The sequence below is a fragment of the Oceanobacillus sp. FSL W7-1304 genome, assembly GCF_037969805.1.
Taxonomy (GTDB): Bacteria; Bacillota; Bacilli; order Bacillales; family Amphibacillaceae; genus Oceanobacillus; species Oceanobacillus profundus.
In genome coordinates, this window is sequence record NZ_CP150211.1 from 2,632,421 (window position 1) to 2,648,317 (window position 15,897).

The 15,897-nt window shown below is 39.8% G+C and carries 14 protein-coding genes and 1 tRNA gene; 1 reads left to right on the forward strand and 14 read right to left on the reverse strand.

Annotated elements, in window-relative coordinates; all coding sequences use genetic code 11:
* Window positions 1-86 precede the first annotated feature (86 nt).
* The 6 genes from ftsH to spoIIE form a co-directional block, all read right to left on the reverse strand.
* On the reverse strand, window positions 87-2,081 hold the full coding sequence (gene ftsH, locus NYE61_RS13395; protein ID WP_095314400.1) for an ATP-dependent zinc metalloprotease FtsH: 1,995 nt from the start codon (window positions 2,079-2,081) through the stop codon (window positions 87-89).
* A 142-nt stretch (window positions 2,082-2,223) separates the two neighbouring features.
* On the reverse strand, window positions 2,224-2,763 hold the full coding sequence (gene hpt, locus NYE61_RS13400; protein ID WP_118889389.1) for a hypoxanthine phosphoribosyltransferase: 540 nt from the start codon (window positions 2,761-2,763) through the stop codon (window positions 2,224-2,226).
* Window positions 2,764-3,015: 252 nt separating this feature from the next.
* Window positions 3,016-4,434: a tRNA lysidine(34) synthetase TilS gene (gene tilS / locus NYE61_RS13405; protein ID WP_339315694.1), complete on the reverse strand. Its 1,419-nt coding sequence runs from the start codon at window positions 4,432-4,434 to the stop codon at window positions 3,016-3,018.
* Between the two features lie 112 nt (window positions 4,435-4,546).
* The gene (locus tag NYE61_RS13410; RefSeq protein ID WP_095314402.1) at window positions 4,547-5,482 is read right to left on the reverse strand and encodes a protein kinase; all 936 of its coding nucleotides are present in this window, start codon (window positions 5,480-5,482) and stop codon (window positions 4,547-4,549) included.
* Window positions 5,445-6,185 (reverse strand): VWA domain-containing protein, encoded by a 741-nt coding sequence (locus tag NYE61_RS13415; RefSeq protein ID WP_095314404.1) that lies wholly within the window; start codon window positions 6,183-6,185, stop codon window positions 5,445-5,447. The genes NYE61_RS13410 and NYE61_RS13415 overlap by 38 nt, the downstream gene beginning before the upstream one ends.
* 203 nt (window positions 6,186-6,388) lie before the next feature.
* A complete protein-coding gene (spoIIE, locus tag NYE61_RS13420; protein ID WP_303450085.1) occupies window positions 6,389-8,845 on the reverse strand; it encodes a stage II sporulation protein E in 2,457 nt (818 codons plus the stop codon).
* Between the two features lie 384 nt (window positions 8,846-9,229).
* Between spoIIE and NYE61_RS13425 the strand changes: the two genes are divergently transcribed.
* Window positions 9,230-9,303 (forward strand) — tRNA-Met (locus NYE61_RS13425).
* Window positions 9,304-9,892: 589 nt separating this feature from the next.
* On the opposite strand, the gene NYE61_RS13430 is transcribed toward NYE61_RS13425, so the two are convergent.
* The 8 genes from NYE61_RS13430 to spoVT form a co-directional block, all read right to left on the reverse strand.
* Window positions 9,893-10,276 (reverse strand): S1 domain-containing RNA-binding protein, encoded by a 384-nt coding sequence (locus NYE61_RS13430; protein ID WP_095314408.1) that lies wholly within the window; start codon window positions 10,274-10,276, stop codon window positions 9,893-9,895.
* 69 nt (window positions 10,277-10,345) lie between these two features.
* Entirely contained in the window at window positions 10,346-10,726 is a 381-nt protein-coding gene (locus NYE61_RS13435; RefSeq protein ID WP_303450082.1) for a septum formation initiator family protein, read from the reverse strand.
* Between the two features lie 4 nt (window positions 10,727-10,730).
* Window positions 10,731-11,339: a spore cortex biosynthesis protein YabQ gene (gene yabQ / locus NYE61_RS13440; RefSeq protein WP_303450079.1), complete on the reverse strand. Its 609-nt coding sequence runs from the start codon at window positions 11,337-11,339 to the stop codon at window positions 10,731-10,733.
* Entirely contained in the window at window positions 11,336-11,638 is a 303-nt protein-coding gene (gene yabP, locus NYE61_RS13445) for a sporulation protein YabP (RefSeq protein ID WP_095314412.1), read from the reverse strand. Before yabP ends, yabQ begins: the two co-directional genes overlap by 4 nt.
* Window positions 11,639-11,696: 58 nt before the next feature.
* Window positions 11,697-11,951 carry an RNA-binding S4 domain-containing protein gene (locus NYE61_RS13450; RefSeq protein WP_251659694.1) on the reverse strand — a complete coding sequence of 85 codons (255 nt, stop codon included), beginning with the start codon at window positions 11,949-11,951 and terminating at the stop codon, window positions 11,697-11,699.
* 5 nt (window positions 11,952-11,956) lie between these two features.
* Window positions 11,957-13,405: a nucleoside triphosphate pyrophosphohydrolase gene (gene mazG / locus NYE61_RS13455; RefSeq protein ID WP_303450074.1), complete on the reverse strand. Its 1,449-nt coding sequence runs from the start codon at window positions 13,403-13,405 to the stop codon at window positions 11,957-11,959.
* Window positions 13,398-14,990 carry a polysaccharide biosynthesis protein gene (locus NYE61_RS13460; protein ID WP_095314417.1) on the reverse strand — a complete coding sequence of 531 codons (1,593 nt, stop codon included), beginning with the start codon at window positions 14,988-14,990 and terminating at the stop codon, window positions 13,398-13,400. The genes mazG and NYE61_RS13460 overlap by 8 nt, the downstream gene beginning before the upstream one ends.
* Before the next feature lie 195 nt (window positions 14,991-15,185).
* A complete protein-coding gene (gene spoVT / locus NYE61_RS13465; protein WP_095314419.1) occupies window positions 15,186-15,719 on the reverse strand; it encodes a stage V sporulation protein T in 534 nt (177 codons plus the stop codon).
* Window positions 15,720-15,897 lie beyond the last annotated feature (178 nt).

Consider the following 15,897-nt stretch of genomic DNA (forward strand, 5'->3'; position numbering starts at 1 on the left):
CCATGGTTGTAGGGTAGCTATTTGTTTTTTCCTTGCACAATAAAAGCAGCCATTCGTTAAGTTGGCTGCTTTTATAGTTAAATTAATTATTTTTTATCTGTTTGATCTTCATCCGAATTCCTATCGCCCATGATCGGATCGTTAATATAACTCTTATCTTCTGTCTCTGCTTTTTCCTTTGCTTCTTCATAAGATAAGTTCTCTTCATCATCTTTTGACTGAATGTTTACTTTAACATCCTCTGCATCTGGTTCAGGTAGCTTGCCATCTTCAAACAAGGATTTGATTTGTTTCGCGTCCAGTGTTTCTACTTCAAGCAATGTTTGAGCTACAAGCTCCAGCTTATCGCGGTTTTCGGTAAGGATCTTCTTCGCACGATCATAACAATAGTTGATGAAGTTTTGCATTTCTTTATCAATATCATGAGCAATCGCATCACTATACGTTTGTTCATTTTGGATATCGCGGCCAAGGAATACATTACCGCCTCCACCACTACTAAATTGAATTGGTCCGATTTTATCACTCATACCATATTCCGTTATCATCTTATGAGCAATATTTGTTGCACGCTGGAAGTCATTTGATGCACCTGTACTTACTTCACCGAAGATAATCTCCTCGGCAACACGTCCACCTAATAATCCAGTTATTTTATCAAACAACTCTGGTTTTGTCATAAAATAACGGTCTTCTCTTGGTAGCATAACGGCGTAGCCACCAGCTTGACCACGAGGTACAATGGTTACTTTATGCACCACATCTGCATCATCTAACACCATACCAATAATTGTGTGTCCACTTTCATGGTATGCAACAATGTCTCTTTCCTTCTTGGAAATAACTCTGCTTTTCTTTGCAGGTCCTGCAATAACACGGTCAATTGCTTCATCAATATCTAATTGGTTGACTGATTTACGGTCATCTCTTGCAGCAATAAGTGCTGCTTCATTTAGCAAGTTTTCCAAATCAGCTCCAGAGAACCCTGGAGTTCGCATTGCGATTGTCTTCAAATCAACCGTATCGTCTAACGGTTTATTTCTTGCATGGACATGCAATACTGCCTCACGCCCTTTAACATCTGGACGATCTACCATAATTTGTCTATCGAAACGGCCTGGACGTAATAATGCTGGGTCTAGAATATCTGCACGGTTTGTTGCAGCAATGATAATAATTCCTTCGTTTGCACCAAAACCATCCATCTCAACTAGCAATTGGTTCAATGTTTGCTCACGCTCATCGTGACCACCACCAAGACCAGCTCCACGTTGACGACCTACTGCATCAATCTCATCAATAAAGATAATACATGGTGCATTTTTCTTTGCATTTTCAAATAAATCACGTACTCGGGAAGCACCTACACCGACGAACATCTCAACAAAATCCGAGCCACTGATGGAGAAGAATGGTGTACCAGCTTCACCAGCAACAGCACGAGCAAGTAATGTCTTACCAGTACCTGGAGGTCCTACAAGCAGAACCCCTTTCGGAATACGTGCACCAACTGCTGAGAATTTACGTGGATCCTTTAGGAATTCAACAACCTCGACCAATTCCTGTTTCTCTTCATCAGCACCTGCAACATCTTTAAAACGAACTTTTTTCTTATCTTCTGTGTACATCTTCGCTTTACTCTTACCAAAGTTCATGACACGGCCACCGCCGCCTCCGCCTTGCGCTTGACTAAGGATAAATAAGAAGAAGAGTCCAATTAATAGGAACGGAACGATTCCAGTCAAGAAGGTTAGCCATGGACTTGGCTGCTCCTCTTCGGCAACTTTTAATATACTCTGTTGTGTTGCAGCATCCGTTATCGAAGAAATAATCTCCGTGTTATCAGGAACCTGGGCGATAAATGTAGTCTCGCCATCTGTCAATGTTCCAGTAAAACGAATAATTCCATGTGATGGCTGGAATGTTAACTCTTCAATCTCACCATTATTTAAAGCATCTACAAATTGCTGTACATTATATTCTTCACTATCTTCACCTTGTCCGTTAAATACGCCAATTACGCCAATAATGACGAAGAAAATCAGCATCCAAAACAGGACATTACGAAATATCTGACTCATTGCCAACCTCCTCCCAAACGGGGAAAAACTATAGTTCATCGTATCATATGAAAAAGTTTAAATACAACTGAAATAACTTTAAAACTGGGATTTATTTTTTCTTTTTAATATAGCGTACCACTAATAAAATAAAATACATTTATTATTCGCTGTAAATTTCTGGTTTCAGAACACCGATATAAGGTAAATTACGATACCTTTCCGCATAATCCAATCCATAACCGACAACAAATTCATCTGGAACTTCGAATCCTATAATGTCAGCTTGGATTGCTGCTGATCTGCCAGATGGCTTATCCAATAGCGTTACAATTTTAATTGATCTCGCTTTCCGATATTTAAATAAATCCACTAGGTAGCTGAGCGTTAGACCACTATCAATGATGTCTTCAACAATAATTAGATCTCGCCCTTCGACCTTTGTGTTTAAATCTTTCACAATTTTTACTTCTCCAGTAGAACGCGTACCATCACCATAGCTTGATACATCCATAAAATCCATTTCCAAATGGATGTCTGTATGGCGAATCACATCTGATAGAAAAGGCATTGCACCTTTTAACACGCCGATTGCAAGTGGAAATTTACCATCATATTCTTCTGATAGCTGTTTTCCAATTTCTTGGCACTTCAGTTTGATTTGTTCTTCTGTAATTAAAATATGGTCAATCTCACCATGCATGTTATCTTGAAGCATATAAAAAATCCTCCTATAAAGTGAAACTTCATTTCAGTGGGGCTTCCTTTTTTGTCCCACTGATCATAAGAATAAATGCTTAGTTTGGACGTCGTTACTCGTCCCACCGAAAACATTTATCTCAATGGCTTTGCAACCTACTTCCCGTAGGCAAAATACAATCAGGGATTGATTTGCGAGCTGCTTTATCACAATCCCTCCCTCTCTAGCATGATTTTGCTTCTTAGAGGCGGGGTATTACAGCGCATTATTGCGTGAATAATCCCCTTTTTTAAAGTTTAATTGAATTATTGAGCCATTTTCCTGCTGTGAATTTAGCTGACTTTTCTTTAAACCGATAAGCCATAAAATCGTGCCATTCGCATCGGTTACGATCGGCCAGCCGTCTCTTTCACCAATAGGTATTTTAGCGTCAATAAATATATCCTTCAGTTTCTTACTTCCATTAAGTCCATCCCAACTCATTCTATCGCCCGGCAATCTAGTTCTGATATGTAAAGGTAACACAACCTGCTCCGTAAAAAAGGTATGGGAAAATTGGTCTTGTGCGATGTGTTTTTCAACGAAGTTTGCTGTAATTGTAGAACCACCTGGTAACTCAAGTTTACCTGGAATATCCAAAAGAAAAGAATAAGGTTGGCTGTTTGGGGCCTTACTGTGATTGGAGAAATAAAATATAATTTTTCCATAGGTGTTTTCCAATTTTAGACCATTTGGAAAGTCAATTTGGGTATTCCCTTCATCACGTTGCAACAAGGCAAAAAACTGTTCCTCATGTGTATAGGATAGGTCCTTTGGTAAGTCATTGTATAGATAGTTTAATATTAGATGAAATGCACGCCTTTGTAAAGCATGGGCGCGGTTTTTAAACAAATTCCCATCGAAGGAGGCTGTCTTGTTTTCAGCATGAAAAACAATGAGCTCATTAACCATTTCCCTGGCAGCCTCACGTAGGTATTTTTCATCCTCAGCTAGTGTTTCACTTAAATGTTGAGCAGTACGATGTATATTATCATTTCGTTCTTTAATTAATGGAACAATTTTGTTTCGATAATAATTCCTAGTGTAGTCGGTTTCTTCATTTGTTGGGTCCAATCGCACCTCAATTTGATTTTTTTTGCAATAAGTCTCCAGCATAGACTTGTTTACGCAGAGAAAAGGGCGAATAATCATTCCTGTAGAAAACGCACGTTGAACCGGAATACCTGTTAGTGCACTAGAAGATGCAGTGCGTGCAAGCTTCATAAGCATCGTTTCTATCTGGTCATCGCCGTGATGACCAAGTGCTAAATAATCTGCATGATAACGTTCCATTTGTTCGGCAAAAAACCGATACCGAACCTCTCTGGCAGCCACCTCTGTACCCAACTTATGCTTTACTTGATATGCTGGTACATCCAATGAGGCACCTACAAACTCTATTCCCCATGCCTCACAAATACGTTTCACATATTGTAAATCGCTTAACGACTCCTCTCCCCTTAGCTGGTGATCAACAGAAGCCGCAATTACGGTTAACTCCCACTCTTGCTTGATCGTGTTTAAAAAATGAAGTAACGCCATCGAGTCTGGGCCTCCAGACACTCCAGCAATAACGGTTGTACCTTCTTTCAGTAAATGATGCTTTTTTATAAATGTAAGAATTTCCTGTCTCATAAATTGCCATCCTTAAGCGACTATTTTCGTTCACTCATGCAGCTTAAATGTTCGAAGAGAGCTGACGATAAACATCCGCCTCATTATCTATACCCTATTATACGTTTAGTTATCAAAAAAGTAGAGAGAAAAGATAATACATTAATGCAAGAACACCTATTCCACCTGACTCCATAAATAGTCGCTTCCATGATGTTTTCGGTTTTTGCTTATGATAAAACTCGCGCTTTTTGGCAGCATTTAAAACATGAATTAAATCCCGCTTCATTTCCGCGCTGGATGCATACCCACTTTTTAAAGCTTTTTTTAACACGCTTCTGTATGGGATTAAATCGTTAACATGGTCAATCTTTTTAAATAACAATTTTTCAGTTGCTTCATGTTCTTTCTCAAATCGGTTTGGATAGTAAATTGTTAAAAAAACCATAACAAAAGCAAAAAGGTCGTAGCTTGGTTCCGCTTTTCTTGACCCCAGTCCCCAGTAACCACGGTCATAAAACTCTGTATACTCTTTAATTGCCCTGCCTTGTTTCGTTGTTCCACCAACATCCACCCACCTCACTGTCGGTGGTGATGACACGACTAAGAGATTTTCCGTCTTTAAATCACCAAAGATCCACCCTGTTTGATGCAGTTTCTCCAAATCTTCCAAAAGCTGCAGCATAAAAACGCCAATCCAATCTTTCCCATGCTTTCGAATAAAACCAACCATCGTCTCCCCTTGTAAATATTCCATCACGTAAAAGGAATACGTATTCCCTGTTGGCGAAACCCAATCATCTACATCAAGCAAAGAAGGCCCAAGGCGACTTCCTTGGACCTTCTCCAGCGACTTTAACACATTTACTTCCACCGTCATCGATGTACCCTTGTCACTGATTTTCAGTGCAGCGGGTCGGTCGCCATGGTTGCATAAGTAAACCGTTCCAATTGCTCCCGCTCCAAGTTTTCTCTGAATGGTATAGGTTTTATGGTGCCACTTTCCTTTAATCTGGGAACCTGGTCTTAGATCAATACCCTGTTTCTTCCATACCTGATTCATCTTCATGTCTGAAGCTCCTTAATAAACTTTTTTTACCGAATTGATACATTGCTTCACGAATTGCAGGACCAGTTGGCGTAATTCCCCCACTAGTTAGTTTGGGAAATACGGTTGAAATTGTATCAAGCTTCGGTGACCAGTCAAACACCAGTTGAATATCCTTACGCTTTCCCGGAAAGCTATAAATACAAAACTTGTTTCTACCAATCCGTGAGTTTAAGCTAATTGATAGATCAACAAGCGCTTCCTTCACTGTTGGAAGCTTATTATGCATACTTGCGCTCGTATCAACGAGTACAAGTACCTCTAAATCACTCGTCTCTCCTAAGTCTTCTACAACCTCCATAATTTCTCCGCGCTTCTCAGGTTCCAAATCTTCTATTCCTTGGTCGGAACCGAGAATTTGTCTTAACTCCTTATTCACAAATCCTTGTAATGTTTGGTTCATTGCCTGTTTCGTAACCATTTGAACAGTCTGGGATAAAGATTCACTGTAAACAATCTGACTGACCCCACCACCTGACAGAGCTATATCCTCTACTTCTTGTAATCCGTCCGGGCTTTCCGTCTGATCATCTTCCAATATCCCAATAACATTTACCGTTATCCCTTGCTGGTAAGCAAGAGCAGCAGTTGCAGAAGGATCTTCTCCCTTGTTTGAACACCCATCTGTCAGTAGTAAAATTTGTTTTAACGATCCATTTTTCAAAGCCCTAACCTCCTATTTATTTCACTACCATCATCACCACAATGGAAAGAGAATATACATAGAAAGGTAGAGTAGATCCCAATCATTCTACAAGCCAAAAACAACTGTTCAAAAGGAGGATAAAAAGGTCCGAAAAGTTCGATGCCGCGCAGTTTTAAGTACCCGACTTTTTGAACATCCTCTAAAAGGGATATTTCATCAGATTATGACAGAGCTTTTTTTCGATAGACCGGAACTGCTGCCCACTCCGGTTGATTCTTTGCAATTTTAGCAACTAGGACAGTCATATCATCTTTAATTTCCCCCGACCTTGTCCGAATAACCTCCTCTAGGAGAAGATCTGCAACTTCCTGCGGATCATCCGTTGCCATTTCTCTAATTTTTCGTTTAAGCCACAGATCAATATTTTCTACATGCCTTGGACCTTCAAAAATACCGTCACTCATCATAATAAGTAAGTCCTCTGCATTCATCTGTTCACTTACAATATCGACATCAAACTCTTGGATAATTCCCATTGGCAAATTGCTCGCCTCTATTTTTATCATTTTTTCGCCGCGTTTAATAAAGCTTGGCGTCGAGCCAATTTTCAAAAAACGGACTGAAGCATCATGTAAATCCATCATAGCTAAATCCAGCGTTGCAAACATTTCATCTGTTGTACGTAAGGAGAGAATCGAATTAATCGATTTTATTGCAACCTTCTCTGGAATTCCTGTCTGCAGGATTTGTTGTAATAAACGTAAAGTTTCCATACTTTCCTCTCTTGCCCGATTTCCATTACCCATACCATCACTAATTGCCATCGCAAACTTCCCTGCTCCAAGCTCAATCGTTGTAAAGCTGTCTCCTGAAACCAGCCCTCCTCCCTTTGCTGCATTTGCTGCCCCTGTTTGGATTGTATATTCTTTTGCTGAACCGAATGCCAAATGGCTATATCCATTCGGGAAGGGGGAAATCTCTTCTTCTTTTACAACAATCATTTCATTTAAAATATCTGATAATACAGGTGCAATTAATTTAGCACCTTCCCCTCTATATTCGTAGAAGGATGCGGTAATTTCTATATCTACATTACCCTTTTCCAATTGATAAATATCCACCTTTTCAAGCTCAATTCCTATATGTTTTAACGCATGGATAATTTGTGTTTCTTGTAAGTCATGATGCTGACGCTCCTTTAATATTTCTTTTGCGAAGTCGTCCATTACTTCAGAAACACCTTGCAGCTGATCAGCAACGAGCCGTTTACTCTCCAACACTTGTTGCCGCAGCCTGCGATTTGCTTCATAAAAGGTCATTTCCTCCTTCATGGCTTCTACTACTTTCCTTGATTTCACACAATGGTTTTCAAATTCTCGCATCACTTTCCGATTTGGTTCTTGGCCACTCGTGATGTCTTCTTTCATCTCCTCCATGTACGTATACGTTTGATCAAATTCCTTCTGCCAGCACCTATCCTTCATAAAACAGCTTTGGCATGTTTTCTCTGTCACCTGACTCAGAAAATAATCCGTCTCACGTTTTGCCTCCTGTTCATCAGTCGTTGCTGCTTGCGACACCGAGAAGCTCTTGGATAGCGCATGAAACACCTCGGAAAACTGCCCTACCCTTCTTGCTGTCACATTTCGTACCTTCTGTAAATACTGCTCTTGTTCATGGGTGTATTCTTCTGTTCCAGGTATATACCTGGATATTCTACTGAACCAGGATGCTGGTGTTAAGAAAAACAACAAAATCGCAATAGATGACTCAAGAAGAGAGGGGATCAATGTCACAGCATCACCGTAGATACTAATCAAGCCAGTACCAACGAGTAAGCCGATGCTTGTCCCAATCTTTTTGCCTTCCTTCAGTAAACCGCCAAGCAACCCTGAAAAGGCAAGCAGACTCATTTGATAAAGGTTTGCCACATTCGCGAGCGATAAAATTAACCCAGCAACTACACCAACCGTTGAACCAATGGCAGCGCCACCAATGTATGCAAATATTAACACGAAGTATCTGGAAAAAATCTGTTCTGCAGACGCTCCATATATTTGCCAGCCGATCATCCCTGTTAGTACAGAGGCAATTAAAATAATCATGCAGACGATTTCTTCATTTTTAAGTACAGGTTTATATCTTTTTGGTGATAAAAGCGGAATGCTTTGCATAAATATCAATACAAGAACGGCTCCTAAGACACCTTCGACTACAAGTAACAACCATTCGTAGGAAGTAATTGTGTCACGTAAGGAGTACAAAAACATCCTCGAAAGTGTTGTTGAAGCAAATACCGCCAGTGGTAAGACAACTTGTTGATTTTTCATCTGCTTCCCTAGTGCGGCAAGGAAAATAAATACAAGCATAGCAACTCCAATAAAAATCGCATGTGTCATTGAGTAAGTAAGTGCACCCGCAAGGACAGCAAGCATCGATTTAAAACTCTTTTCCCTGTAGACAAACCACATGGAAGCAACAAATGCGATTGCAAATGGTGATACTGCAGATAAAATAACAGCCCGTCCAAGTAAAAAACCTCCGAAATAGAAAAGCCAGCCTTGTTCAAGAAGAATGCTTTTCAGTTTGAAATAGATTCCTTTCCGCCATTTACCCTTTTGTCCCTTTTTCTCTACTCCAAATCCTCGTGATTCCACCCTTGGGATTGATTCCATCATCGATTACCACTCCTATCTTTCAGAATAGTAAACCATATTATGCGTTCTTTTTTTGTCAAAAAGGCAGAGCTTATTCAAAAAATCGTTCGACTGCTTTTTAGTAATCTTGGCATCAACAAGCAGACGAGCAAATCTTCATTTTTTACGTGTTGGTGTTAACTTTCCTTCTGTTGATAGCGCAACAAGCAGAAGAATAACTTGCTGAGAAATGAAATAGAAAGCGATTATTTTGCCGAATTGGCTGAGGTTGTGAAGGAAAATGAGGAACAAATCCAGAATTTCTTTGAATATAGATACGAAAAGTGACTTTTCGTTAAAGTATTTTACAAATCCTATTGACACAAATGAAATCCTGCTGTAATATATTTTTTGTTGGCTTATTTTGGCGGCGTAGCTCAGCTGGCGAGAGCGTACGGTTCATACCCGTGAGGTCGTGGGTTCGATCCCCTCCGCCGCTATCAAAAATAAAAACCAATCGGTATATTTCATGCCGATTGGTTTTTTTCGTATTTGAAAGAAAATCCGAACTAGTGATTATTTGCTTAATCTGTGGAACAATCGCCGTCCGGGATCGCTCCGGTCGGATGCTTTCCGTGGGCACGGCTTCAGCCTCTGCGGAAGAAAACCACTTCCTGCGAGTCTTCAGACACGTGCTGTTCCCACAGGAGTCACCGCCCTACGCTCACCCGGACTGGTTAGAACAACATTTTTATTTTGATAAACCATGTTAGTATAGCCAGTGAACCAGCACTAGCGGAGGAAACACACGAAGACTCCTGCGGGATACATGGCCAGAGTGAGACTTCGCAGAACGTAGTTCAAGAAGGCTCACGGGTCACCCTAAGGTGCGCGTAGTGTGTTTCCGGAGCGGTATACGCACAATCTCTTAATACACATTGGTTCGAAGTTTATATTTCTCTGTATAAAAGATTCTTAAACAGAAGTATAATCCCATTCCAAACCTTTTTGGCAAACAAAAAACAGGCTCAATCATATGATCGGCGCCTGTTTCATTTATATTAGAGCATTGTCTATAGACAGCAACTGCTATCCTCTTCTAGCACCTCGACCCCCGCGTTTGGATTCCGTGTGCTTCTTCAAAGAGGCTAAACGATCCTCTGAATCTTTAAGAAAACGATTCATTTTTGCTTCAAAATTCTCAGTGCGTTCTCTTGGATTTTTTTGGCGTACTGGTCGATCTTTCGCTTTTTTAATAGATAAACCAATTTTACCATCTTTCTCAACATTAATGACCTTAACCTTAACTTCATCGCCAACAGTTAAGTGCTCATTAATGTCTTTCACATAGTTGTCAGCAACCTCACTAATATGGACCAATCCAGTTTTTCCTGCTTCTAGCTCTACAAATGCTCCAAAATTAGTTATTCCGGTTACTTTCCCTTGCAGCTTGCTGCCTACTTCGATTGACATAAAAAAAATGCTCCTCCTTAAAAGATTAAATGTAGTTCTCATATAGTATATTCATCAACTGAAAAAGTGTCAATAAGAGGGGTCTTCATTCGGGATTTTAAAGATTAATTCCCCTTTCTTCGAGAAGAAATAATTCGTACGAGCAATGTCCAGCACATATTCCTCATCATTCAACAGTTCAATTTCTTCTGTTAAATTGGCTTCCTCTACTTTCATAGCTTTCAGCTCGTCCTGTAACTGTTCGTACTGCTCCAATTTCTCCGCTTGAACTACACGCTGTTTAATATGGTATGAAGACAAGCCCCCAATAACAATCGCTGCTACGATAGAAAATAACACAAGACGACGAATTAACCGCTGCTTTTTTCGTTTCTGTCGTTCTATGTATGCGTCGTACTGCTGCATATAATTCGAGTCTAATCTTGTTACTGTTTTTTTCTTTGATGACAAGCCACTACCCCCTTTTAAACAATAGCTTCTCCAACTTTTTGTATCCTTTATAACATATATTCTTCATTGTACTATAAAATCCTGCTAATTTGTGTAAATTTTTTTTGAAACCGTCGGGAATTAATTGGTAAATACCCTTTCCAATCCATATAAACGGGGTTATAACAATTTTCGAAATAAAGAGAATAATAGCGAAAATTACCGTGACCACCCAAATAACAAGACGAAAAAGAGTACGTATAACCCATGAAATCGGGGCAATAATCAGTGTGTGAATTAAATTATTGAAAAAGCGGTACACTGCAGCTACAATACGAATTATCCATTCTAGTAACTGCTTATACGTCTTTTTCGCAAAAACCTGGTACATGGAAAACCCAAGAATACAAGCTAAAACGACATAGACCCTAATTTCCCCAGCATTCACACGAAATAATACATACAATATAATTGCAGTTTGCGTTAGCCAGAAGCTGATTTCTAAAAAATAGGTTAAAAAAACCCTTCGTTTCCAATAATATGTCAGCCGACGAAAGGTTTCTTGTACAATACCCAAATAAAAGCCACTTAAAACCATCGTAATCATCGTAAGAAACTGGATACTCAGGCTCATCGGAACAGCTTGCTAAAGAATCCTTTAGCTTTCTCCTGCTGCTGTTCGTCCACATAGGAAAGCTCATAGATTTTACCTTTTATCGTTACAACTCCTTCAGTCACATCTAAGTTTTTCAGCTGCAAATTTTGCCCTCGTATAATTAGATAGCCCATTGTTGTCTCCAGTAAAAATTCTTCATTATCGAAACTATCCACTTCTTTTACACCTGATATTTCCAAGTTCTTTCGATTATTCAGTTTTACCATATGCTCTGTTTGTACGCGATTTACCGTTTCCTTGTTATCATAATAGTTCATAGAAAGCCCTCCTTATCACTATTAATTTATGATAGGAGGGACAAGTATAGAACTTTATTCAGGCTTTTTCTTCTTTCACAATAGTGTAGAGCGTTTCTGCTTCATCCTTTTTCACCGTTTCTCTTAAGTCGTTCACTTTTACAGTTACAAGTTTCTGGCCAAATCGAATAATAAGCTCGTCCCCTTTGGAAAGGACTGTTGAAGCCTTTGCTTGATTACCGTTTACCGTGATTCGTCCTTGATCGGCAACTTCCTTTGCTAACGTTCTTCGCTTAATGATTCGAGATATTTTCAAAAACTTATCTAATCGCATGGTCATCACTCTCTTTCTTTTGCTTCATCCCAATAAGCATCCATTTCCTCAAGACTCGCTTGCTTCATATCTATACCCTTTTTCGTAAGCTGTTCTTCAATATACGTAAAGCGGGAACGGAATTTATTATTCGCTCGGTTTAAAGCTAGTTCTGGGTTAATTTTATAATACCTCGCTAGATTTGCTAGCACAAACAATACATCGCCAAATTCATCTTCCATTTCCAATAGTGTGTTTTCTTCAATCGCTTCTTGGACTTCTTTTAGTTCCTCATCAAGCTTCTCCCAAACACCTGATACATCTTCCCATTCAAAACCGACCTTTGCAGCCTTCTTTTGCAGTTTAAAAGCCTTTGCAAGCGATGGAAGGTGTTTTGGAATACCATCTAGCACGGATTCCCTTTCCTCTCCCTTTTCCGCCTTCTTCAATTCTTCCCAGTTTCGATTTACATCCTCGACAGAATCGACCTTCGTATTTGAAAATACATGCGGGTGGCGATAGATCATCTTATCTGTAACGGAGCGGATTACATCATCTATCGTAAAATAGCCATCATCCTCACCAATTTGACTATGGAGAATCACGTGCATTAGTATATCTCCTAATTCCTCAATGATATTGTTATCGTCCCCAGCATCAATCGCATCAACAAGCTCATATACTTCTTCAATACTATATTCCCTTAGTGATTCATGTGTTTGCTTCCTATCCCACGGACAACCATCTGGAGATCGCAATGTTGCCATTACCTCTCGTAAGTGATCGAACGTGTGGTGTAATAAGTTGTCGGGAGCTGGTGGAATATAAACACTCGTTAAATTGCTGATCTCCATCGTGTGATCAAGCTCTTCCAAAGAAACTTTCGTTATGCTTTCCTGTTTACTACCTGCAGCCTCAATAATAATCACTTCATAATCTGGCGGCAGATCCTCAAGAAGTGAAAGCTTTACTTCCGAAGCAACAAAGCGATCATATACTTGGCAAAAAATAATATGATGTCGGTAATCCAGTTGACTTCGAGTAAAGGACGTACCGTCTACAAATTGGAAGCCTTCTATAGGATCAATTTTTAACGAGGTGAATAAATCGTCCAAATAGCTTTGCCCTCCCATAACCTCGACCTCAATTTCTGTCTGCTCTAATAAAAGCTGGACCGTTTTTTCTGCAAGCATTGGATGACCGGGAACAGTATAAATAAGTGTTTCTACTGCTTTTGCTTGCTCCAATAGAGCATTCGTTATCCGCTCATATACCGCACCGAACTGCTCTTCTTCCTCATACATATGGTCAAAGGCTTCAAATCGCACCCCTTCATCTTGTAATGATTCAATAACTGGATGGTCCAATGTTCGGGAATAGACAACCATCTCTGCATGTACTAATTTTTTATAGATACCAAATGGCAGCTGATTCACATCACCGGCACCGAGACCGATAATTTCAATTTTACTCATCATAATTCCTCCCTTTATAAAAACGTATAAATAGTTCTGATTTCGGTAACATGCGTAATTCTTCCTTCGTAAAGGCTCGAAAACGCAGCAAACAAATGATAAAAATAACTCCGCCAATGACTGCAATAAATACAATATATATGAGCAAGGCAATGCGAGAGGCAGAAGCTTGTGCCGAGAATAACCAATCCATAAGAGCTATAAAAACAAGCATCGAAACACTTCCTAGAATAAGAGCCCGAAAACGAACGCGTTTTAACAATCGGAGCTCTGGCAACTTTCTCCTTAGCTCATACATGACGAGCGTAAAGAAAATAAGTAAGCTAACTACCGTAGCCATTGCACTTCCGGCTATTCCCCATAATGGTACTAATAACTGATTTCCGATCCATTTTACAAAAAAGGCAACGAGAATAAAGCCTGCAGTTCGTTTTATATGTCCTAAGCCTTGAAGAATGGATGCAGCTGTAATTGCTACCGAGCAAAGAAAGATGGCAAGTACAAGTAATTGCAGTGCCTGTGTTCCATTTTCATCTTGGAATAATAATCGATTCGCCTCTGGGAAAATAGCAATCAATCCAATGGTCGCACCAATAGCTAGATAAAAACTAAATAGCATTGCACCACGGATATACGGATAAAATGTGGATGGGTCGCCTTTTAACTTCTGCTTGGAGATCGATGGGAGTAATGCTAATGCAAAGGATGAGCCAAGCACAGTACCAAGCTGAATCAATGGTTGGCCGCGGTCAAATATCCCTTTGGCTTCCATTGCTTCTATTTTGGACAGCCCATACTCCCTAAGTCCTGGAATTAATGTGAATGCATCCGCAAACTGAATAACGAGCAGTACCATATGGTTTAATGCAGCAACAAGCCCAAGAATCAGCAACGTGCGGACATAATATTTCCAAGGGATTTCATAACGCTCTCTCGAACATGGACGACGCTTCGCAACGTAAATACCCAAGATAACAATAGCAGCACAAGACCCGCAAATGGATGCAATTGCAGCTGCTTGACCAATCACATACAAGGAATGATTTCCAAAAGCAACATATATTGCTGCTGCGATAATGATACATACTCGAACAAGCTGCTCAATCACTTGTGAGTAAGCGCTCGGCTTCATTTCGTAAGTTCCTTGATAAACCCCTCGTAACAAAGCAGAAAAAGGAACAAGCAGAAAAGCAAATGCAGCTAACCGATATGTATATGTTAATTGTACATCACCAACCAAGCCGGCAATTGAATCTGCATTCCAAAAAAGAAAAAGAAATATTGCTCCATTCAATGCTAGTAATAGCAAAAAAACTGGAATATAAAAACTGTGAAGAGATAAGCTTTTGCCAGCTGCTTTTAACTCCACGGTCATTTTGGAAACAGCAGATGGAAAGCCATACAACGCAAGCATCATGGCGATCCCAAGAATTGGATAGACTTGCTGGTAAATATAAAATCCTATATCTCCTGTTAGATTCTGTAACGGCACTCGATAGCCCGCACTTAATACCTTACTGATGAGTCCTGCTAGCATGAGCAGCAATGCACCTTTCACCAGCTTATTTGTTTCATTCTCATTCATTCGTAAGCGCCCTTTAACTTAAATTTGCTATTAGTATACCATAGGTTTGGGACCAAATAACGAAAGAAGAAATACCCGATGCGTATTTAAATCATCCGCACTTTTATCTGTTGTTTCTGTTTTCTTTCTGACATTAAAAAAAGCTGTCTCCAAAGGATAAAATCCTCTCTGAGACAGCATGTATGAAATTAAGTACTATTCCATTTGTTTGGCCAAGAATACGGCAGCCGTTTCGGCAGCTTTCTGCTCTACTTTACTAAGCTTTTCCTCTTTGGAAAATATCATTACACACCCAATGGGATCTCCGTTTGCAATAATAGGACTGATACAGTAAGATTGCAGATCCTGCTCTTGCCCTTCTATAACCTCTAATTTTGTGGGATCAACTTCAAATACTTGCGACCTTTTATCAATTGTTTGTGTTAATGGATCGCCAATACTTTTATTTAAATAATCCTTTTTCGACTCCCCAGCAATCGCAATGACTTCATCTCGATCACTAATCAGTACTGGTGAGTGAAGCGAGTTAAATAAAGCTTCTGCGTATTCTTTGGCAAAGTGCCCTAATTCATTAATAGGAGAATATTTCTTTAAAATAACTTCTCCTTCTCGGTCAACGAAAATTTCGAGCGGATCTCCTTCACGGATTCGTAACGTTCTTCTAATTTCCTTTGGCACAACCACTCTGCCTAAATCATCAATTCTACGTACAATTCCTGTTGCTTTCATTCTAAGCAGCCTCACTTTCTAATGATGATTACTCATGTTTTGTTGTTTGCTTAACGAGGAAGTTCAAAAAAGTCCGGTAAAAATGACACTCCAAGAGCAGTAGACCTTCGACTAAGTTCCGACACGTCCTGTGTCGAATGTCAAAGTCACCACATCCTGTGGAAGCCCGGTACGTGGA